Genomic DNA, 19,716 nt, shown 5'->3' on the forward strand with positions numbered 1-19,716 from the left:
CGCTGGAGCTTGTCAGCTCGTAAGCAATGAAAGAAGTTTAACTCTGTATGAATCACTAAAAATGAACAACCAAGATGACGATAATCTAACAGCGCTGGTTCAGCAGTATAAGTCAGTTGCATCTCCTCTACAGGCTTTTCTCAACGAGCTACACCTCAAGTACAAACCTCTGCGAGACGGCGCTGTTGCAAATTACATCCCAGAATTAGCGAAGGCAAGCCCCGACTGGTTTAGCATTTGCATCGTCACGGTTGATGGACAGATCTATAAGGTGGGAGATTATGACCAACTTTTTACAATCCAGTCCGCGTCAAAGCCGTTTGTACATGGCTTGACATTGGAAGATCATGGGCGTGACTACGTTTTAACGAAAGTTGGAGTGGAGCCAACAGGCGATGCATTCAACGCCATTGTTTTAGATGAGGCATCTAAACGTCCCTATAACCCAATGGTGAATGCAGGGGCGATCGCCACCGCTGGCTTAATTAAGGGTGCAGACCCCACCGAACGCTTAAACCGAATGCTCGATATGTTTCGGCGTTATTGTGGGCGAGAAGTTTTTATGGATATGTCGGTGTTTACCTCCGAACGGGCAACAGGACACCGCAATCGAGCGATCGCCTACCTGATGCTTAACTTTGGCATGATCGATGACCACATTGATGAGACGCTGGATCTCTATTTCAAGCAATGTTCAATTATGGTTAATTGCAGCGACATCGCAGTCATGGCTGCAACGCTAGCAAACTGTGGTGTGAACCCCATCACGGGCGACCGAGCGATCGAAGCTCAATACATCAAAGATGTACTCAGCGTCATGTACACCTGCGGGATGTACAACTATTCTGGCGAGTGGGCCTACCGCATTGGTTTACCTGCTAAAAGCGGCGTAGGTGGCGGCATCGTCGCGGTTGTTCCTGGAAAAATGGGAATTGGGGTCTTCTCGCCGTTACTAGATTCACGCGGTAACAGCATCCGAGGCGTTAAGGTTTGCGAAGACCTTTCCTTACATTACGGACTGCATTCCTTTGACCTACAGACCCCCAACTCCAAGCTGATTGAAGCGCTTGCTCGCCCAAACTCTAAACCTGCGTAAGCCAAACAACCTACCATCAATGACCCTTTACGGCGCGATCGTTCCGGTTAAGGGTGAACTAGCGCTGGCATAGGTTTTCACTGGGATTCGTCCTGCTAAGTAAGCAAGCCGTCCGGCTTCGGCAGCCATTCCCATTGCTCGACCCATCAAGGCTGGGTTTTGGGCTTGGGCGATCGCCGTATTAATCAACAGCGCATCAGCTCCCATTTCCATCGCCTGAGCCGCTTCACTCGGGGCACCAATTCCTGCATCTACCACCACTGGAATGTTGGCATTCTCAATGATGATTTGAATGTTTGCCTCATTTTTGATTCCCTGACCAGAACCAATGGGTGAACCCAATGGCATCACCGTGGCACAACCCACTGCCTCTAATCGTTGAGCCAACAGCGGATCGGCATTAATATAAGGCAGCACTGCAAACCCTTCTTTGACCAATTGTTCAGCCGCTTCTAACGTACCGATGGGGTCAGGCAATAAATACTTTGCATCGGGGATCACTTCCAGTTTGACAAAGTTGTTGTCTTCCTGACCCAACAGCTTTGCCATTTCTCGCCCCAATCGGGCGACCCGAATCGCCTCTTCCGCAGTTTTGCAACCTGCCGTGTTAGGCAGCATCCAGAGTTTTTTCCAATCTAGCGCTTCTGCCAGTCCTTCATGACCTGGAGCGTTGGTCTGCACCCGGCGCACTGCTACGGTTATGATTTCACACCCACTGGCGGCAATGCTTTGGCGCATTTCCTCAAAGTTTCGATATTTGCCTGTCCCGGTCATCAGGCGAGACCGAAAAGATCTTCCAGCAATTACCAGCGGTTGATCTAGGCTATTTGAAACTGGTTCAGTTGTGTCAATTTCGGGGCGATCGAGCGGAGTAGAATACTGCTTCAACATTGCGTTTGAGTGAACTGTGTTGGAATCAATGGAGTTTGAATTCAGCCTTCCATTTGAATCGGCTGAAGGCTGAGCGGAATTAGAAACAGGCTTGATTGACGGACTGGCGATCGCTTCAGTTGAAGTATGGAAGCGCTCCCAAGAAAAACTTTGCAACAAGGGAGTAGATTGCTGTTGCGAGAGAAAATCTGCAATCAAGAGCGCTGTGACTGGGGCTAACAAAATGCCGTTGCGGTGATGTCCTACAGCTAGCGTCAAATTTTGGCAAAGACCTGCTCCCAGAATAGGAGCTTCATCTGGCGTAGTCGGACGAAACCCCCACCAGCATTCTTCAATTGGAAACTCTTGCAGTACGGGATAGAGGCGAATTGCTGCTGCTAGCAGCTTTTGTAGCCCTGCTGCAGTATTGCCAGGAGTAAAACCAACCGATTCACTCGTTGCGCCAATTACAATTCGCCCATCTTGGCGCGGCACAATATACACCTCAGCACCAAACAAGACACGCTGTAAGGGTAGGTTGGCTTGGTCAGAGGGAATACGAACCGAGAGCATTTGCCCTTTTCGAGGCTGTACCGGAACAGGAAGCAAAGCTGAAGACCAGGCTCCGGTTGCCAAAACGTACTGCTCTGCCTGCCACTCACCGGCTGTTGTTCTCAGACTTATAACCTGTCCGTGCTGCTGCTGAACTGCTTCAACCGTTACCCCTTCTCGCAAGTCAACTCCCAAAGTTTGAGCAGCAGCTTTAAGGGCTTGAGCCAGGGCACGGTTATTTACCTGAGCATCTTCAGGAAACCAAAAGCCGCCAATGACTTCAGAACTGAGTCCAGGTTGAGCATGGTGAACTGCGGTTTGGTCGAGCCAAAGAGCAGGAGAGGAACTGGAGCAAATTTCTAGGTTTCCAGGCTTTGGGCGTTCATACGAAGGGGCAAGAATGCCGCAAGTCCAGTATCCGGTTGATAGTCCGCTGATCTCTTCAATTTTTTGAACCCAGTTGGGGTAGAGCATCCGGCTTTTAAGACCCAGTTCGAGTAAAGCTGGCTCGGCGATCGCCTCTGCTTGAGGAGCCAACATCCCTGCCGCCGCATGAGTCGCAGCCTCGGCAAAGTCGCGGCTTAAAACTGTAACATTAGCTCCTCGCAGCTTTAACTCGATAGCGATCGCCAAGCCAATTACGCCACCGCCAATAATTAAAATGTCAGATGCAGTATTCATGAAAGCTACAGGAGGCTGCGAATCAAGTTAAGCGGCTTACCACCGTGCAGGGATAGGGCGTGGACGTTGAGCCGTTCCTCCGGCAGGCGTAGGAGACGCAGCAGGAGTCGGAGATTGAGCAGTCGTCGTTCCAGTACCCGTTACCGGAGCGTTGGCTGGAACCTGAGCGGGTGCGCTCGTTCCAGTTGTGCCACTAGCCCCCTGTTGAGGAACGGGTCGGCGTTCATTTGGAGAAGTCCCATTTTGAGTGGCAGTATTTGGAGCAGTGGTATTTGGAACCGTCGCAGTATTTGGGGCAGTGGCACTATTTGGAGCCGTCGCAGTATTTGGAGCCGCACTATTCGGAGCTGCGTTGTTTTGCGGGGCACCGTTTGGGGCCGCAGTATTGTTTGGAGCCGCAGTATTGTTTGGAGCCGCAGTATTGTTTGGAGAGGCGGTGTTAAAAGACTCAGATTGCTCTCCGTTGGCTTCTTCTTCGTCTGAACGCTGCCCAAACAGATTGGAGAGAGACGGTAAATTGTCGGTTGCCAAAGAACTAATCAGCAAAACAAGGGCAATTAGTATAACGAAAGAGCCAATAAGTCGAGCCACAGCCTCTACCTCCACAAGGTTCTAATTCCATCATCTCTTAGTCCATCAATTTTTAGGACAGCTATGAGCAGGGTTTCTCAAAAAATGTCTCTAAAATTAGATGAAACTGCTTCAATTTAACCTGCGATCGCAAGAGTTTAATCTTGCTAACGATGGGGTTTAATTGGTTAACCTTCTGGTGTCCAAATAGGTTGAGAACCTTGTCCCCAAAATCCATCAAACTTTGTCACTTTGACATCACCTAACACTTGAGTCTGGCAGGCAAGACGACGATTTCGCGTGGGAGAATGGGGAGGCAGTGACCGACGAGTGCGATCGCGCCAATTTGCCTCAGAAATTTCTCCTTGAATCTGTACAGCACAAGTACCACACGTCCCAATGCCGCGACAGTTAATTAAATTTGCCCGTCCATTGTGCAACTCAACTTCATGTTGCAGCAAAACTTGACGCAGGTTAGCGCCCGTCTCGCAATCAAATGTTTTTCCTTGAGCTGTCACTTTTGGCATGATTAATTTTTCACTCTAAACTTTTCCTAACCCTGAATTTCCACCCTTGAACCAGTTTTTGATCAGCAATCAGCAGCTTGCCTCAACTTTCAAGTTCTTAATAATAATCTAATTTTCTTTACTTCTTAAACCTACTTATTCTCTCGCTGACCTTCTAGCAATACCCACGCCTATACCCATGACTGAGACTTCTTCAAATCGGCTCTGGATCTACGACACAACTTTAAGAGATGGCGCTCAGCGCGAAGGGTTGGCACTTTCGCTCGAAGATAAATTGCGAATTGCTCACCAGCTTGATCGGTTGGGTGTTCCCTTTATTGAGGGTGGTTGGCCGGGAGCAAACCCCAAGGACGTGCAGTTTTTTTGGCAGCTTCAGGAAGAACCACTGACTCAGGCAGAAGTTGTGGCGTTTTGCTCGACTCGTCGTCCTGGTAAAGCCGCAGCCGATGACCCCATGCTTCAGCCCATTTTGGCTGCTGGAACGCGCTGGGTAACAGTATTCGGCAAATCCTGGGATATGCACGTAACGGAAGGGCTACAAACTAGCCTTGAAGAAAATTTGGCGATGATTCAAGACACAGGGGAATTTTTTCGTAGCCAGGAACGACGGGTAATTTATGATGCGGAGCATTGGTTTGACGGCTACAAGCGCAACCCTGAGTACGCCCTGAAAACTTTGGAGGCAGCGATCGCAGGTGGCGCAGAATGGTTGGTTCTATGTGATACGAATGGCGGCACGCTTCCCCACGAAGTCGCTCAGGTGGTGCAAACGGTGAAAGGGGCGATCGCTGCCTTCACCCCAAATCCTCCCCAAATCGGTATTCATACGCATAATGATTCCGGTACCGCTGTGGCAAACGCGATCGCCGCTGTGATGGAAGGCGCAGAAATGGTACAGGGAACGATCAACGGCTATGGCGAACGCTGCGGCAATGCTAACCTTTGCACCCTGATTCCCAATCTGCAACTAAAGCTGGGTTACGACTGCGTTAGCCAAGCACAGCTTGCTCAACTCACTGACTCCAGTCGTCTAATTAGTGAAGTCGTAAACCTTGCCCCTGACGACCACGCTCCCTTTGTCGGCTTATCTGCCTTTGCCCACAAAGGCGGCATCCACGTCAGCGCAGTCGAGCGCAACCCGCTCACCTATGAACACATTCAGCCAGACCTAATCGGCAACCGTCGTCGCATCGTTATCTCCGATCAAGCGGGGCTGAGCAATGTCCTGGCAAAAGCCCGCAGTTTTGGCATCAATTTAGACAAACAAGACCCCACCTGTCGCCAAATTTTACAGCGGCTGAAAGCGTTAGAGAGTGAAGGCTATCAGTTTGAGGCGGCTGAAGCTAGCTTTGAGCTATTGATGCGAGAAGCGCTGGGCAAACGCGAACCCTGGTTTGACCTGCGTGGTTTTCAGGTGCATTCCGACATGACCTGTCACACCCAAAGCTGCCAAACCCATTCCCTGGCAACAGTGAGAGTGTCCGTCGGCAATCAAGAGCTACTTGAAGTTGCAGAAGGAAACGGACCTGTTTCAGCGTTAGATGCCGCTCTACGGAAAGCTCTCATGAACTTCTACCCGGTCATTGCCGAGTTTCACCTGACTGACTATAAAGTGCGAATTTTAGACAGCACATTAGGCACCTCTGCTAAAACGCGGGTGCTGCTCGAATCCAGCAATGGGCAACAGCGTTGGACAACGGTAGGCGTTTCTCCCAACATTTTGGATGCCTCCTGTCAAGCAGTCGTTGAAGGATTGGAGTACGGCTTGCTGCTGCAAAACCAGGCAAAAACTGCACTGGAGATTGCAAATTAATTTTTTCTGGCAAAAGGAACTCTGAATTGCGATCGCCTCGTCAGGTCGTTCATTAGCATGAAGTCAATTGATACAGAAAGACTTAGCCTAGACAGTATTTCTGCGACTCTGACCCTCTCTACTGAACTTTAAGGTTTTTGGTGTGATGAAGCGATCGCCTGGTGTTTCTGGAAGCAAGCCTTCCTCCAATCGTAGTTTGAGCCATTTACTCTTTAGTCTGCTCTTGCTACCTGCCTTTGCCCCCGCTGCATTTGCCGTCCCACCTCGACAGCCCGATCAAGAAGTTGCCTGTGAAATTTTAGTCGTGGGTGGAGGACTAGCCGGAGTTGCCACAGCCTACGAAGGTTTGTTGGCAGGACGCACCGTCTGCCTGACCGAAATTACTGACTGGCTAGGCGGACAAATTTCCTCTCAGGGAACTTCTGCCTTGGATGAGCGCACCACTCAACGGGCACAGTTGTTCTACTCACGCGGCTACCTGGAACTGCGCGATCGCATTGAAAGTCACTACAAGCGAATGAATCCGGGTGAATGCTGGGTCAGCGAATCCTGCTTCTTCCCCTATGATGGCGACGAGATTTTGCAGGAAATGCTGGAAGATGCAGCTGACGAAGGCAATGGTAGATTGCGCTGGTTTCCTTCGACTGTCATTAAAGAAGTAGACATTGAAGGTGGGCAGATTCAAGGGGCGATCGCCATTCAACACAGCCCTGCCCCTGATGCGCCACCCCTCAACACCTTGCCGCTCTCTCAAACCATTGAAGACTCCTACCGCTACGAAGACTCTGATCAGTTTGAGAAAACCATTATTCGCTTTGTGCCTCAACCGTCTAATCAGCGATCGGCAAATGCAAACCAACCTCGTCCCACGAATTGGTACGTCGTGGACGCGACTGAAACAGGAGAAATCATCGGGTTAGCAGACGTTCCCTATCGTCTGGGAATTGATGCTCTCTCCTATCAAGAGCCATCTTCCTCCAGTGCCGTTCAAGATCCGTACTGCCCTCAGGGGTTTACCTACACCTTTGCAATGGAGGCGACCCAAGAACCGCAAAACCACGAAATGCCTTCCTTCTACCCGCAATACGAGCCTTACTACAGCTACGAGCTGCCTCGCCTCGCTAACTTTGGGCTGGTATTTAACTACCGCCGCATCTACGATGCCCGACCTCGAACCCAGGGCAGTAGCTACCAATTTAGCCCTGGCGATATCTCGATGCAAAACTGGACTTGGGGGAATGACTATCGTCCCGGCACCGCCGAAGATAACTTGATCTACAGCCGTGACCAGCTAGAGGCAACCGGACAGCTTGAATCAGGCGGTTGGCTTGGCGGTTTGCGAAGCGAAACGTTGCGCCGAGGAGAAGAAAACGCTCTAGGTTATTTCTACTGGCTAGTGGAAGGAGAAACCGACTCACAGCTTGGCGAAGGTGTAAAGCAGCCTAACCCCAACCATCGCTACCTGTCCGGGTTGAACTCGCCCATGGGAACCGCCCACGGCTTGTCAAAGTATCCTTACATGCGAGAAGGTCGGCGGATTTTAGGACGACCCGCGCCCGGATATCCAAACGGATTCTCGATTACAGAAATCGATATTTCTCGCCGAGACTACGCCGACGAATATTACCGTGAGGCACTGCCTCCAGCCATGTACCGCAGTCTGAGAACGGCGCTGGCAGGGCTGGAAGCAACTGCTGTGGTGGGAGGAGTGCGATCGCCTGACGACACCGCTCGACGCACCCGTTCTACCATCTACCCTGATGCAGTCGGAATTGGGCACTATGCGATCGACTTTCACCCCTGCATGGCGCTAACTCCACCAGAGCAACCTGATAACTATGAGCGTCCGGGTGAGCGGAGAGGCGCAGGACAGGCCTATCCTTTCCAAATTCCCTTGCGATCGCTGATTCCCCAGGAGATTGACAACCTAATGGTTGCTGGAAAGAGCATTGCCACCAGCCACATCGCGGCGGCAGCTTATCGAGTGCATTCATTTGAATGGTCATCCGGTGCAGCCGTCGGCAACGTGGTAGACTTTGCCCTCGATCGAGGCGTGTTGCCCTACGAACTGGTGGATCAAATTCCGCTGAGAGAACCTTTGCTAGAAGAGTTTCAGCAACGCTTACAGCGTCAGGGCAATCCCACAGCTTTCCCCAACACTTCAATCTTTAATGAAGATTGGGAGGAATGGCAATAATTGCTAAGTCATGCAGAATCATGTCGCCCGTACTATGGATGACATGATTCTGCGCGTCTGACAAATTGAGGTTGAATTCACACCAGAACTTGTGATACATCTTGCTCTCAGCAGTTAGACTGGTGGGGTAAAGTTTGCTTAACGCATACTTTTGTTAACTTCTCCCAGTAGCTAATGCTTATGGTGACGGCACTTCCACAAGTTCCTCATGCAATGGCAACTGCACCGGTTGTAACGCCTGATCGCACCAGCCAGACGGTTCGCAAAACATACCCCAACTACAAGGTGATCGTGTTGAACGACGATTTCAACACGTTTCAGCACGTAGCAGAGTGTTTGGTAAAATACGTTCCCAACATGACGGGCGATCGCGCCTGGGAACTGACCCACCAGATTCATAATGAGGGACAGGCGGTCGTTTGGGTGGGGCCACAAGAGCAAGCCGAACTCTATCACGTCCAGCTTCAACGAGCGGGGCTAACAATGGCTCCTTTAGAAGCGGCTTGAGTAACGGTGTTGATTTAGGAACTTTAGAGGGCATCGCTTAACAAAGGGATGCCCTTTAATTTTGGCGGTGCAACTAGGTAGAAAGTCCTACACTAAAGAGGCAGGCGATCGCACCCTCAACCTCATGCCCAAACCCGACAGTGGCAGACTCGTTTGGAATCATTCAACTCACCTTCCCGGACTCATCCCAATCTTAGAACGCCTGACCCAAGAACCTGGCATTCAAACGATTACACCCGCCGTCATCGGCAGCGTTAGATCCAATTCACCTAACTTGAAGCTAAAGGTATCCGTTCCCATTCGCGGTGGCTTCAAACTCATTGCCCGCAAAGGAAAAACGGTGCAGGAAGTGTTTATCTTGACTAGTTTGTCTCAGGAGGAACTGGAGGGGGCGATCGCTAAAGTCCTGCGTTAACCCGAACGCATATTCTCAAATAATGTGAACGCGCGATCGCTCCCTTTTGTAGAGATAGTGATTCATAGCGTCTTTACAGAAGCGATCACTTTCCTCATGACGTTTACTAGAAATCAGGCGATGTGCCTGCCGCATCTTTGGCATCTACCATATCCTCGCCACTGCTCCAATTTACATTGGGGACAAATGAAATACTCCGGGTCGATACTTGGAAGCACTATTGCAACACCTATTGTCTTTGCTATCACAATTGAACGGAATGCCAAAAACAGATAAACCCAGACTAGATAGACTAGGGCATTCAACCATAAACCAAGAGACAGCATCCGTTGAGCTTCTATAATTGAGACAAAAGACAGAGATAGAAATAATGCTGTCCAAAAGATACTTAAACCCTGTTTCTGAGAATTCCATATGAAGAGTGATACACAACCCGGATAGGGTTTGAGGATCAGAAAAAGAATCAAAACAATGAAAGGAAGGGCAGGAATTGCCCCAATCTGACCAATTGAAAGTGCGATAGATTGCCCGTCTGTATGGGTAGGAAGCTTACTAACTGCTTCAAAGTATGGGTCAATCAGGCAAAACCAACCTAGCAGCCAAAGCCCAATCGGAAGAATGTAGAGTGGTAATGCAAATGGGGGAGTGGTCATTACATCTTTACCTACTCACTCTGTTCTCATCTTCAACCAGCTAAATAACTGGTTTGCTGTCAGGTCTAACTCAACGCCCTTCAAAACAACCAGCTTGTCGTCTTGATGAAATAGCTCTGGTTGTTGCTGCGGTTGAAACACCAGAACTGAGCGATCGCCAGGGTCAATCAGCCAACCCAGCTGACAATCATGCTTTAGGCAGTGCAAGATATTACCCATGACTCGATTGGAGCTTTGATCGGGCGAAAGAATTTCAATCGTCCAATCAGGAGCGACAAGAACGCTATCTATAAGTTCTCCATTCTCGTCAAGCTTAATGTTCTGCCAACGAAATACTGCTATGTCTGGAACAACAGAGCGACTACCAAAAGTACAGCGCAACTCTGGAAAGGCATAAGCAATTTGCTGCACCTCTGTAACTTCATTGATCGCATCGATCAACTTAGCTTGAAGCCTTGAATGGCGCGTTTTCGGCATTATTTTTTGGATGACTTCCCCATCAATATATTCACTAGCAGGCTTTGTTTCTGGTAATTTCAGAAACTCCTCCAAAGTTAGAGATGCGGGTTTCGCAACAGTCATGCCTTTTACCGTCATGAAACGATTGCACCTAGTCTAGCAATGTATTGCCACTGATAAGTTGAGAGGCTAAACCAATAAAAAAGAGGCCTTACGACCTCTTAAACATTCAGCAGAGTATTGAATATTGAAAGCTTTAATAGCGACCTTCAGGCTGAGCAGCAGTGATGAGAGTCTGCTTCAAATCCTTCAGATAGGCGACCCTTCAGACACTAAGCTAGCCCTGTGTTCATTCCAGGCTTACCCGTTGCCAATTCAACCTTGACGATCTTGCCGCCCATTTTCATAATCCGCTGCTGTTCGCGGAACCAGTTGTCATAGGGAACTAGCTTGGTGAAGTAAGTATTTTGCAGTTCACGCTGAGTCCGAATTCGGGTTTGGCTGGGAACGCAAGCAGTAACTTTGAACATCCGCATGGGTCAATTTCTCCTAGATAAGCTTGAGAATTTTTAATCTCAATCAGAACCACAACGCCAAAATTTTTGATTGATATATCAAGTTAATTGCTTGAGGGCTGGAAGTCGAGAGCCAATCTTAAATCGTCACAGCCAGTGATGAAATAGCCATTGACCATCTAACACTCGCTCCAGATCTCCCAGACCTCAAAAGAAGCTATGAGTTATAAAGCTTGAGATTTGAATCCTTAGGACTCATTCCTCATCCTTCATGCCTCGTTCTTCCTAACTAGCTCAAACCAGAGCTGATGTAGTCGAGGTAAACACCCATTTCTTTACCTGCATCTGCACCAACCAAGCTAGCGGTAACTTCCTTCATTGCTTGGATTGCTTGCACAGTAGCAGCAATGGGTACACCCAGAGAGTTATAGGTTTCTTTCAAACCGTTTAGCACACGCTCATCCAGGATGGAAGGATCGCCAGCCAGCATTGCGTAGGTGCTATAGCGGAGGTAGTAGTCCAAGTCGCGGATGCAAGCAGCATAGCGACGGGTGGTGTACATGTTGCCGCCGGGACGGGTGATGTCAGAGTACAACAGGGACTTAGCAACTGCTTCTTTGACGATCGCAGAAGCGTTAGCGCTGATGGTGGTTGCCGCACGAACGCGCAGTTCACCAGTTTGGAAGTAAGCCTTGAGCTTTTCTAGGGCAGCGGTGTCTAGGTACTTGCCCTGAACGTCGGAGGAATTGATAACAGAAGTAATTGCGTCTTGCATGATCTTGATTCCTTAAAAATGGTCATTAAGTGAGGGACAAATGTACCCTTACTGCATTGCGCCAATCACGTAGTCGAAGTAGGAGCCTGCTTCAGAAGCATCTTCGCCAGACATCATGGAGGTTGCTGCGTTCTTCATTGCCCGCACACCTTCCGCCACAGCTTCGATGGGGGTGCCCAGAGACTTGTACATCTCACGCACGCCAACGATACCGATTTCTTCGATGGGGGTAACATCACCCGCAACGATTCCGTAGGTGACAAGACGCAGGTAGTAGTCGAGGTCACGTAGGCAGGTAGCAGTCATCTCTTCACCGTAAGCGTTTCCACCAGGAGAAACAACGTCAGGGCGCTTTTGGAAAAGCTGGTCGCCTGCTTGCTTCACGATGCGCTCACGAGACTCGGTCAAAACTTGAGCAATCCGTAGACGGCGCTCACCAGAAGTAACAAAGCCCTTGATCCGATCTAGCTCACCAGGGCTGAGATAACGTGCCTCAGCATCGGCATTCACGATTGACTTCGTGACAATACTCATTGATGGATTCCTCCGAAAAGCAAAATGTAACCGGATGTGTTTAAACCAACGTTCATGATTGAACGACTTAAGCCTTGAAACAAAGAGCCTCCAGGTTGAGCAGCTTTTGACCACTGCCTGGATGTGCATTTTTCACTCTACCCTAAGAGGCTTGATTACGCTTTAACGCGATCGCCCTCTTAAAAGTTCAGGCTCAAGTTGCGGTACCGCAAATATTTTCGGGCATAGGGTTCACATTCTTAGTAGACTCGCAATATTTTGTAATATTCACACTCATGTTTACTCTCGCTGGATCTTCGGGCATTTTGGCAGAATAAACATTAAGAAAAATTGCAATGCTTTGAGCAAAAGAGAGGGAGGGGCGATCGCCCCTCCCTCCCTCAACCAAGTTGGAAAATTTCTCAGCACAACACCTTGGCTGTCTTTCAGTTCTACAGCCAAGTTCAAATTTATGTCCAACGCAGGCTTACATGGAAATGTTATGAGTTGCCCACGCAAACCCAACAAAGTGCTTCTTGATACAAGAAGTCAGAGGGGTTAGCCCTATGCTGCATTCAATCGAGTCACAAGGTCGAGTCACCACCACTTGATGACGACTGGGGCACCCGGAAGGAGTGCCCCTTTTTGGGCTTTATTTGCGACTCAAAGCACAAATAGGTTTAGGACGCCGATTCACCTGTAGGAGTGTTTTTGAAACACCCCTACAAGATTTAAGCTCCTCTAGCTAGACTGCCCTGTCAGGTAAGAAGGCGACAGGTCAGACCAGGACTGCTTCACCAAGTCCGCATCTGCCTTAACGCTACCAATGTAGTTGCCAGCTGGCAGCGAGGGGAAGCGCTTATAAGGCACTACATCCTCGCCAAAGTAGCGGGCATACTCAGGGCTATCAACCATCGCCTCAACTGCCGCCTTTAAACCTTGGTCAGCCAACAGCTTGTTGTACTGGCGGATTTCAGACTGAGTTGCTGGCGCACGTCCCAGTAAGTGACGGAACAGGAATTCAATCACCTTGGTGTTGGGGTAGGGCGTGTAAAAACGACGACGGTAGATGTCAGAGCTAGCCAAAGTGCGAACAAATTCGCGCACTGAGATTTCGCTATTGCGGAGTTTGCTCTCCAGGTCAGAGCGGCGGAACTCTCCCGGCACCTGTCCGCTAAACACATCCAACACTTGACAGTAGATGGAGTTAATCACCAGCATCGTTTCGTCCTGACCCATACCAGGATTCATCCGATAGATGCGAGCTGGCTTACGGCGAGATGTACCAACACCCACCTCAACCGACTGACCATCACCATTGGTAAATGAGCGACCCAGTTCAATGAACTTAGGCTTGCTCAAGTCCATCTTACGAGCCTGAATTGCCATATCCGCCATAGCTAGCCCCATCAGCGGCAGCTTGGTGTTGTCCATGCGGGACTTGACTGGGTCAAAGCTGGGCACCACCAGGTCATCATTTTGCTTGGTAAGTTGGTTATACAACCGCTCTGTGTTGGGGAAATTCGCTGCAGGCAAGGTGGGGAAGCGACGGTAAGGCACCGTATCTTCGCCAAATACCTGAGCATATTCCATGCTGTTGACCATCGCCCCAATAAAGCCCTTCAGCCCGGACGATGCCAAAATTTGGTTATACTTGCGAATCTCTGCCTGATCTTGAGGCGCACGTCCAAGGAAGTGCTTGGTACCCAATTCGATCACTTTGGTGTTGGGATAGGGCGTATAGAACTGCTTAAGGTACAGGTCAGAAATGCCCAGCCCTTCAATAAACTCCTTCACGTTGATTTCGTTGTTTCCGAGCTTACTTTCTAGCTCAGAGAAATCATTCTTGAGGATGTAGGGTTCAATATCGCGCTCAAAGACTTGCCGATAAGCAGCACGAACCACCGTCTGCAACTGAGTTTTATCTTCAGTGCTAGTGAGTTTGAACTGTTTAGTCTGTTCACGCCGCTTGTTGACCCCTTGCAGAGAGCGGAACTGGACATCAGGTTCAGAGCGGTTTTCCTTGACTTGACCCAATTCTACAAAGCGAGGTGTTTCTTCCTGATCAACTCGCAGTCCTTTCTCATTGATGCTGCCAACTCGGTTAGTTCGTAGTGCCAGACCGCCAGGAGTGAGGTAGCGCTCGTAGGGAACCGTGTCTTCACCAAAGGTTTCATTGTACTCAAGGCTGTCAATGATCTCATCTACAACCGCATAGAAACCTTTCTTGGAGGCGATATCGAAGTATTTGTTAATTTCCTGGCGTCCATAGGTTGGGCGACCCAAGAGACGACGGTGGATGTATTCGATCGCCTTGGTCACATACAGCGAAGTCCAGTAGAGTTTACGGAACAAGTCAGACTTGGCAAGCTGACGGACAAACTCACGGACTGTAGTCTCGCCATTCTCTAGCTTGATCTCAGAAACCTTGAGCCGCTGCCCCTCATAGACATCACGCCCAAAGACTTGAAGGTAAGCTGCCCGAATGACAGCTTGAGTCGAGCTTTCCGAGAATTTAACGCTGATGCCCTGCGTGTTGGTTGTGCGTCTGCCCGTTTGGAGCCCAGTAAAGCTAGGAATCTGGTCATACTTGAACACCTTTGGACCCAACGAACCAGGTGCAACACCTCTAGCGCCAGGATTGCTTAACTGGTTGTTGATGCCTGCGCCCCGGTTAATCAAAATCCGGCGAGTATCTTTGCCAAAAGGCGCGGGGTTACTGCTGGGATTCTTGTTTTCTTTGGGGAAGATTGCGCCAAATTGAATCTCTAACGGATCGTTGCCAGAACCGTAGGGGTGCTGATCGGGCAGCGGCTGCTCGTAGGCGGCAAAGGTGGTAATGAACTGAGGCACCTTGCGGAAAGGAGCACTGTACTTAAACAGGTCTTGCTGAGGACCCCAGTTGCGGCACTCTTGTGCCTCTTGACCTAGACCACGCAAGTAAGGGACGGTTTCCTCACCGAAGTAGTCAGCGTATTCTTTGGAATCAACTAGCGCATCTACAAGAGCAGACAGACCACCGTTGGAAACGATGGAGAAGTACTTCTGCACTTCCTCGCGGGAGCTAGGTCCACGACCGAGGACATGACGGAATGCCAGTTCTAAAGCGCGGCTGTTGATATAGGGTTCAAAAAAGTTTTTACGATAAAGCGGCGATTTAGCAAGGCGACGAATAAACTCCTTCATGGAGATTTCGCCGTTTTTCACCTTTGATTCCAAATCAGAAATGGAGAGTGAATAGGCGCGGGTGATATCGCGCTCAAACACCTGACGATAGGCAGCTTTGACGACATCATTCTTCTCGGTGGAAGAAAGGCCCGGCTTCATGGCGTACTTAGGCCGACGCTCGGCAGCGTTGAAGTAAATCTGCGGCAGCTCTAAGCCTTGCAAGTCACCAGAAGGACGCTGACGCAGTTTGTTAGAGGGGGTTGGCGCTCTAAATTCAGTGATCAGAACGTCAAAGTATTGGCTGACGATCGCCTCTGCATCGCTGTCTTTGCGGAAGTAGCCGACCGCAGCCTGCTTCATCTCTTGCAGTGCAACAATCGTAGCTTCGCCAGAGCAAGCATTCTCGATAATCTCCCGCAAACCTCGGACGTTTACCGAGATGATGTTGGGGTCGCCTGCAACGATCGCATAAGTGACATAGCGTAAGAACCAGCTTAAATCGCGCAGAGACTTCTGCATGTTGCTGGGACCATAGCGAGCCACGTTGATAGGACGGAATCCGGCTGGGGTTGGACCGCCGCCTGAGGCGCTAAAGAGCGATCGCAATCCTTCTAGAAAACCGCCCCGGCTTTCCACATAGGTCGCGGTTCCCAGTTCCATTGCCCGTTTTACGTCCAGCCCTGCTTCTGCGGTGGCAAAGCTTTCTACAGGAATCCTGGGCTTTTCCAGATAAGCCATCGGGGAGCCACCGACGAAGATGCGGTTGGCAGCGCGCGAGACGATTAGCTCTGAGTTTTGCGTGATCGTTTGGGCAATATCCAGGCGCTTAATTCCTGAACTGAAATAGCTAGACAATTCACCCAGTTCTCCTCGCCCCAAGAAGCGATCTTGCTGTTCAGCCTGAGAAATTGTTGAAACGGGTAGGGTTTGGTATAGCTGCGGACGCGCAACAGAGCTTCCACCACTTGCCTTTACACTCATTGGATTTCAAAAGCTCCCTATCAATTGGATTGCATGTAATTACATGAGACCTGCCCAAAGCCCGATTGGATGAATATTTGTCGGGTGAATAATTCCAGATTGCTCTTGCATCAAGCGGCTTCCGGTCAAAAATCCACCAACGGCTGCCCAGGGTCAACTCGATCAGTTTTTAGATTAAAACGTTTCGGGGTTACAACATCGCTTTATTAAAAAGTGTGTAGCATTCCCAAAGGAGATTGCGTAGTCATTACAAAGGCAATCATAGAGGATCGCGGTAAGGAAGCTGAGAAAAAATTTAAGTTCTGTTACTTTCTCAAAACCAAGAATTTGCAAAACTCCTAAAAGTAACGTGATGGGCTGTACAAAATTGCTGCCCGACAACCTTATGAGTAGAACATTCGGTAAACTCTAGGTTGCTGCAATTTTGTCCATTATGTTAGATTCTCAGCCCTCCTCTCAACTACCTGCTCAAACTGCCTCGCAGACCGTCAGCGCTGCCGTTGCAAAACTTTATGACACTTACCCCTTTCCACCAGAGCCATTGCTCGACGCTCCACCTCCAGGCTTTAACTGGCGCTGGGATTGGTTAGCCGCTTACAACTTTTGCACCGGACAAAAGCCCATTAAGCAAAACATTCGCATTCTGGACGCGGGCTGTGGAACAGGAGTAGGTACGGAGTATCTGGTTCACCTTAACCCTTCAGCACAGGTGGTAGGAATTGACCTGAGTGCGGGTGCACTGGCAGTGGCAAAAGAGCGCTGTCAAAAGTCGGGCGTTGCAGCAGCAAATTCTGAAACTAACAGAGTTGAGTTTCACCATCTCAGTCTCTATGATGCTGACCAACTTGAAGGTGAGTTTGACCTGATTAACTGCGTCGGTGTGCTGCACCATTTGCCTGACCCAATTCGTGGAATTCAGTCTCTCGCTAAGAAACTGGCTCCCGGTGGGCTGATGCACATTTTTGTCTATGGCGAATTGGGCCGCTGGGAAATCAAGCTGATGCAGCAGGCGATCGCCCTCCTCCAAGGAAACCAGCGAGGTGACTACCGGGACGGCGTACAGCTTGGGCGAAAAATCTTCTCAGCACTGCCCGAAAACAATCGATTGGTCAAGCGGGAACAAGAGCGCTGGTCACTCGAAAATCAGCGAGATGAATGCTTTGCTGACATGTACGTGCATCCCCAAGAAATCGACTACAACATTGACACCTTATTCGAGCTAATCGATGCGTCTGGGCTGGAGTTCATCGGCTTTTCTAATCCTCGCGTCTGGAATCTAGAGCGGCTATTGGGCAAAGTGCCGGACTTGCTGGAGCGATCGCAAGGTTTGAGCGATCGCCAACTCTATCGCCTCATCGAACTGCTCGACCCGGAAACCATTACTCACTACGAATTTTTCTTAGGGCGGAACCCTTTACCTAAAAACGACTGGTCATCTGATCAGGCAGTTTTAGCCGCCATTCCAGAACGGAGCCCATGTATGGACGGGTGGGATAGCCGCTGTTTGTTTAATTATGATTACCAGATCATTAATTTGGCTGAAAATGAATGGCAGTTTCTTAAGGCTTGCGATCGCAACGCAGAGCAAGCTGAACAGCAAACTGTAGAACAGATTTTAGCCGAAGTGAATTTGGGAATAGAGGGGGTGCGATCGCTACTCAGTCAGCAGTTAATTTTGCTTACTCCTGCTTGAGGATTTTTCTAGCCTTGCGTAGAAGATCGACGGAGTAATAGGGGAACAGTAGGACAACGAAGCAAACTCTCCTTCACCTGCCCTCGGCTTTGCGAGAAGTTCACATAAATCAAAACAAAAACTGTATATCTTGATACTTTTTCTGAGAGGGCTTCATTACAATTAGTGAAACTACGGTTTTACGCAACCACAACGCAATTAACAGTAGAGGTCATTTATGGCAGAACTCACTTGTACTGTTCCTATCCCTCAAACCCCTCAAGAGTTGGAGCAGGCAATCCGCTATTACAGGACGAATGACTTAAGTAAAAACGATTTATTTTGCCACTGGCAGGCAATTCGTGATGCTTCCCTGGAGCAGCGTCTCCCGGAACCAGAAACAGTAGAAGTAGCAGGAGATGACAGCTACTAGAAGCTACTAGAAAGGATCGCTAGCCACTTAGCTTCGTCATAATCACAAAACTTAATACTCATTCCAAGAATTCGGACTACAGATGAAAGGGCACCCGCTCCAATCTGTAGTCCATTTTCATTGGAATGGTGTCGTGCAGCGAGCAAAAGCCCTTGATAGAAGCAATGCTATTTCGAACCAAAGCATAATGACTTTACGAGCTTTGATTTCGCGAATCTCGATTCATTGCTCCGGTGCCGATCGCCCCCACCCAAATTGTCACTAGCAAAATGCCAATTGCTTGAGCTTTGTCTTGTAACATTTCTTGAATCAGCAGCCAGCCCAGCAGTGTTGTGAAAACGGGACCACTTGCGCTAATGATGGCAGCCTGGACCGCGCCAACTCTGCGAATGCCGATGTTGTTGAGCAAAAAGCCTGCGATCGCCGTCAGTGCCAAAACAACGGTGCTTGCCCACAACCGTGACCACATCGTGGCATTGACAACAATTCTTAAGCTGGGCAGCCTAGCTGTTAGCCAGGGAATGAACGCGATCGCCCCAACCGTCAAGCTAGCCAGGAGCAGCATTATTACAAATACGCCGAGAGTAAAAGGCACCGGGTGTAGCCGAAAGCGCCGAGTGCAGATCTGAGTCAGAATTGTGTACGCCGCAAAGACAACTCCCGCAAGAGCCGCCATCGTTGCGCCCAGCCACACCTTATCTGTTGATTGTTCAGAACCGGGAATGGTGAGCAAACACCCGGCATAGATGGTGCCGACTGCTAAAGTTAGTAGGAAAGTGGGGCGATCGCCAAAACACCACCAGGCAAATAAAACGGTAACGGTCGGGTAGATAAAAAAGAGCGTTGTAGCAATTCCAGCAGGAATTACACTCAACGCCGTAAACATCAGTGGCAGGGACAAAAATAGCAAAAAACCGCTAGCTAAAACGCCCCCGATCAGGGCCGGGTTGCGCTCATTCAGTCGATTCTGGATATCCTTCCACAGTGGCGGATAAATCCAGGTGCCAATTCCAAATGCCATTAGTGGCACCACCACCACCATCCGCATCAGCAAAATGAGCAGCAAGTTGCCCACACTCGATTCAACAAATCCGCCAAAGCTGATTCCCAGCACGGTTTGTTGACTCAACACGATTCTGACAACAATGTTTTGAAATGACAGTATTAGTGAGGACAGCAAGACGATGGCAGCGCCCTGTAGATGAGGCGATCGCCCCCATCTATTCCAACCTTGAACAATTTGAACTAAAGTTTGAAGCTTATTCTTGGACTGCATGAGTAGCACCTGCAAAAGCAACAAACTTTGCGCTGCAATGGGG

At 49.5% G+C, this 19,716-nt stretch carries 17 protein-coding genes; 7 read left to right on the top strand and 10 right to left on the bottom strand.

All coding sequences use genetic code 11. The annotated features are described in order from the left end of the window. Positions 1-61 precede the first annotated feature (61 nt). Entirely contained in the window at positions 62-1,096 is a 1,035-nt protein-coding gene (glsA, locus tag H6F93_RS17405) for a glutaminase A (protein ID WP_190642219.1), read from the top strand. A 27-nt stretch (positions 1,097-1,123) separates the two neighbouring features. On the opposite strand, the gene thiO is transcribed toward glsA, so the two are convergent. The 3 genes from thiO to H6F93_RS17420 all read right to left on the bottom strand — a co-directional run bounded on the left by thiO (position 1,124) and on the right by H6F93_RS17420 (position 4,296). Next, the gene (gene thiO / locus H6F93_RS35315) at positions 1,124-3,199 is read right to left on the bottom strand and encodes a glycine oxidase ThiO (protein ID WP_190683140.1); all 2,076 of its coding nucleotides are present in this window, start codon (positions 3,197-3,199) and stop codon (positions 1,124-1,126) included. Positions 3,200-3,235: 36 nt separating this feature from the next. Then, complete coding sequence (locus tag H6F93_RS17415; protein ID WP_190683143.1) at positions 3,236-3,790, bottom strand: RodZ family helix-turn-helix domain-containing protein; 555 nt, start codon at positions 3,788-3,790, stop codon at positions 3,236-3,238. A 167-nt stretch (positions 3,791-3,957) separates the two neighbouring features. Further along, on the bottom strand, positions 3,958-4,296 hold the full coding sequence (locus tag H6F93_RS17420) for a 2Fe-2S iron-sulfur cluster-binding protein (RefSeq protein WP_190683146.1): 339 nt from the start codon (positions 4,294-4,296) through the stop codon (positions 3,958-3,960). A 178-nt stretch (positions 4,297-4,474) separates the two neighbouring features. Here H6F93_RS17420 and cimA point away from each other — a divergent pair, with 178 nt between their 5' ends. From cimA to H6F93_RS17440, 4 genes are all read left to right on the top strand, one after another. After that, complete coding sequence (cimA, locus tag H6F93_RS17425; protein WP_190683148.1) at positions 4,475-6,109, top strand: citramalate synthase; 1,635 nt, start codon at positions 4,475-4,477, stop codon at positions 6,107-6,109. Between the two features lie 145 nt (positions 6,110-6,254). Continuing rightward, positions 6,255-8,306 carry an FAD-dependent oxidoreductase gene (locus tag H6F93_RS17430; RefSeq protein WP_190683151.1) on the top strand — a complete coding sequence of 684 codons (2,052 nt, stop codon included), beginning with the start codon at positions 6,255-6,257 and terminating at the stop codon, positions 8,304-8,306. Between the two features lie 180 nt (positions 8,307-8,486). Next, positions 8,487-8,813: an ATP-dependent Clp protease adapter ClpS gene (gene clpS / locus H6F93_RS17435; RefSeq protein WP_190642290.1), complete on the top strand. Its 327-nt coding sequence runs from the start codon at positions 8,487-8,489 to the stop codon at positions 8,811-8,813. Positions 8,814-8,880: 67 nt separating this feature from the next. After that, complete coding sequence (locus H6F93_RS17440) at positions 8,881-9,228, top strand: DUF2103 domain-containing protein (protein ID WP_524537965.1); 348 nt, start codon at positions 8,881-8,883, stop codon at positions 9,226-9,228. A 15-nt stretch (positions 9,229-9,243) separates the two neighbouring features. Here the strand turns inward: H6F93_RS17440 and H6F93_RS34710 are convergent, their stop codons facing one another. The 6 genes from H6F93_RS34710 to H6F93_RS17465 form a co-directional block, all read right to left on the bottom strand. Then, on the bottom strand, positions 9,244-9,372 hold the full coding sequence (locus H6F93_RS34710) for a hypothetical protein (protein ID WP_277882862.1): 129 nt from the start codon (positions 9,370-9,372) through the stop codon (positions 9,244-9,246). Between the two features lie 524 nt (positions 9,373-9,896). Next, a complete protein-coding gene (locus tag H6F93_RS17445; RefSeq protein WP_190683153.1) occupies positions 9,897-10,463 on the bottom strand; it encodes a Uma2 family endonuclease in 567 nt (188 codons plus the stop codon). 209 nt (positions 10,464-10,672) lie between these two features. After that, positions 10,673-10,876, bottom strand: coding sequence for a phycobilisome linker polypeptide (locus H6F93_RS17450; RefSeq protein WP_045054192.1), 204 nt, complete (start codon positions 10,874-10,876; stop codon positions 10,673-10,675). Between the two features lie 268 nt (positions 10,877-11,144). Beyond that, entirely contained in the window at positions 11,145-11,630 is a 486-nt protein-coding gene (apcB, locus tag H6F93_RS17455; protein WP_190683156.1) for an allophycocyanin subunit beta, read from the bottom strand. A 48-nt stretch (positions 11,631-11,678) separates the two neighbouring features. Then, on the bottom strand, positions 11,679-12,164 hold the full coding sequence (gene apcA / locus H6F93_RS17460; protein WP_190642228.1) for an allophycocyanin subunit alpha: 486 nt from the start codon (positions 12,162-12,164) through the stop codon (positions 11,679-11,681). Between the two features lie 720 nt (positions 12,165-12,884). After that, positions 12,885-16,292: a phycobilisome rod-core linker polypeptide gene (locus H6F93_RS17465; RefSeq protein WP_190683160.1), complete on the bottom strand. Its 3,408-nt coding sequence runs from the start codon at positions 16,290-16,292 to the stop codon at positions 12,885-12,887. Positions 16,293-16,725: 433 nt separating this feature from the next. On the opposite strand from H6F93_RS17465, the gene H6F93_RS17470 reads away from it, so the two are divergent. Further along, positions 16,726-17,985: a class I SAM-dependent methyltransferase gene (locus H6F93_RS17470; RefSeq protein ID WP_190683163.1), complete on the top strand. Its 1,260-nt coding sequence runs from the start codon at positions 16,726-16,728 to the stop codon at positions 17,983-17,985. Between the two features lie 217 nt (positions 17,986-18,202). Beyond that, entirely contained in the window at positions 18,203-18,397 is a 195-nt protein-coding gene (locus H6F93_RS17475; RefSeq protein WP_190642231.1) for a hypothetical protein, read from the top strand. A gap of 193 nt (positions 18,398-18,590) precedes the next feature. On the opposite strand, the gene H6F93_RS17480 is transcribed toward H6F93_RS17475, so the two are convergent. Continuing rightward, positions 18,591-19,673, bottom strand: a complete 1,083-nt coding sequence (locus H6F93_RS17480) for a DMT family transporter (protein ID WP_190683166.1) — start codon at positions 19,671-19,673, stop codon at positions 18,591-18,593. Positions 19,674-19,716 lie beyond the last annotated feature (43 nt).

The organism is Leptolyngbya sp. FACHB-671 (assembly GCF_014695745.1).
GTDB lineage: Bacteria > Cyanobacteriota > Cyanobacteriia > Elainellales > Elainellaceae > JAAUTN01.

Bases quoted from the DNA above. Each gene is read 5' to 3' on its own strand.
- glsA (WP_190642219.1), top strand. From the start codon at position 62: ATGAACAACCAAGATGACGATAATCTAACAGCGCTGGTTCAGCAGTAT.
- thiO (WP_190683140.1), bottom strand. From the start codon at position 3,199: ATGAATACTGCATCTGACATTTTAATTATTGGCGGTGGCGTAATTGGC.
- H6F93_RS17420 (WP_190683146.1), bottom strand. From the start codon at position 4,296: ATGCCAAAAGTGACAGCTCAAGGAAAAACATTTGATTGCGAGACGGGC.
- cimA (WP_190683148.1), top strand. From the start codon at position 4,475: ATGACTGAGACTTCTTCAAATCGGCTCTGGATCTACGACACAACTTTA.
- H6F93_RS17430 (WP_190683151.1), top strand. From the start codon at position 6,255: ATGAAGCGATCGCCTGGTGTTTCTGGAAGCAAGCCTTCCTCCAATCGT.
- clpS (WP_190642290.1), top strand. From the start codon at position 8,487: ATGGTGACGGCACTTCCACAAGTTCCTCATGCAATGGCAACTGCACCG.
- H6F93_RS34710 (WP_277882862.1), bottom strand. From the start codon at position 9,372: ATGCCAAAGATGCGGCAGGCACATCGCCTGATTTCTAGTAAACGTCAT.
- H6F93_RS17445 (WP_190683153.1), bottom strand. From the start codon at position 10,463: ATGACTGTTGCGAAACCCGCATCTCTAACTTTGGAGGAGTTTCTGAAA.
- H6F93_RS17450 (WP_045054192.1), bottom strand. From the start codon at position 10,876: ATGCGGATGTTCAAAGTTACTGCTTGCGTTCCCAGCCAAACCCGAATT.
- apcB (WP_190683156.1), bottom strand. From the start codon at position 11,630: ATGCAAGACGCAATTACTTCTGTTATCAATTCCTCCGACGTTCAGGGC.
- apcA (WP_190642228.1), bottom strand. From the start codon at position 12,164: ATGAGTATTGTCACGAAGTCAATCGTGAATGCCGATGCTGAGGCACGT.
- H6F93_RS17465 (WP_190683160.1), bottom strand. From the start codon at position 16,292: ATGAGTGTAAAGGCAAGTGGTGGAAGCTCTGTTGCGCGTCCGCAGCTA.
- H6F93_RS17470 (WP_190683163.1), top strand. From the start codon at position 16,726: ATGTTAGATTCTCAGCCCTCCTCTCAACTACCTGCTCAAACTGCCTCG.
- H6F93_RS17475 (WP_190642231.1), top strand. From the start codon at position 18,203: ATGGCAGAACTCACTTGTACTGTTCCTATCCCTCAAACCCCTCAAGAG.
- H6F93_RS17480 (WP_190683166.1), bottom strand. From the start codon at position 19,673: ATGCAGTCCAAGAATAAGCTTCAAACTTTAGTTCAAATTGTTCAAGGT.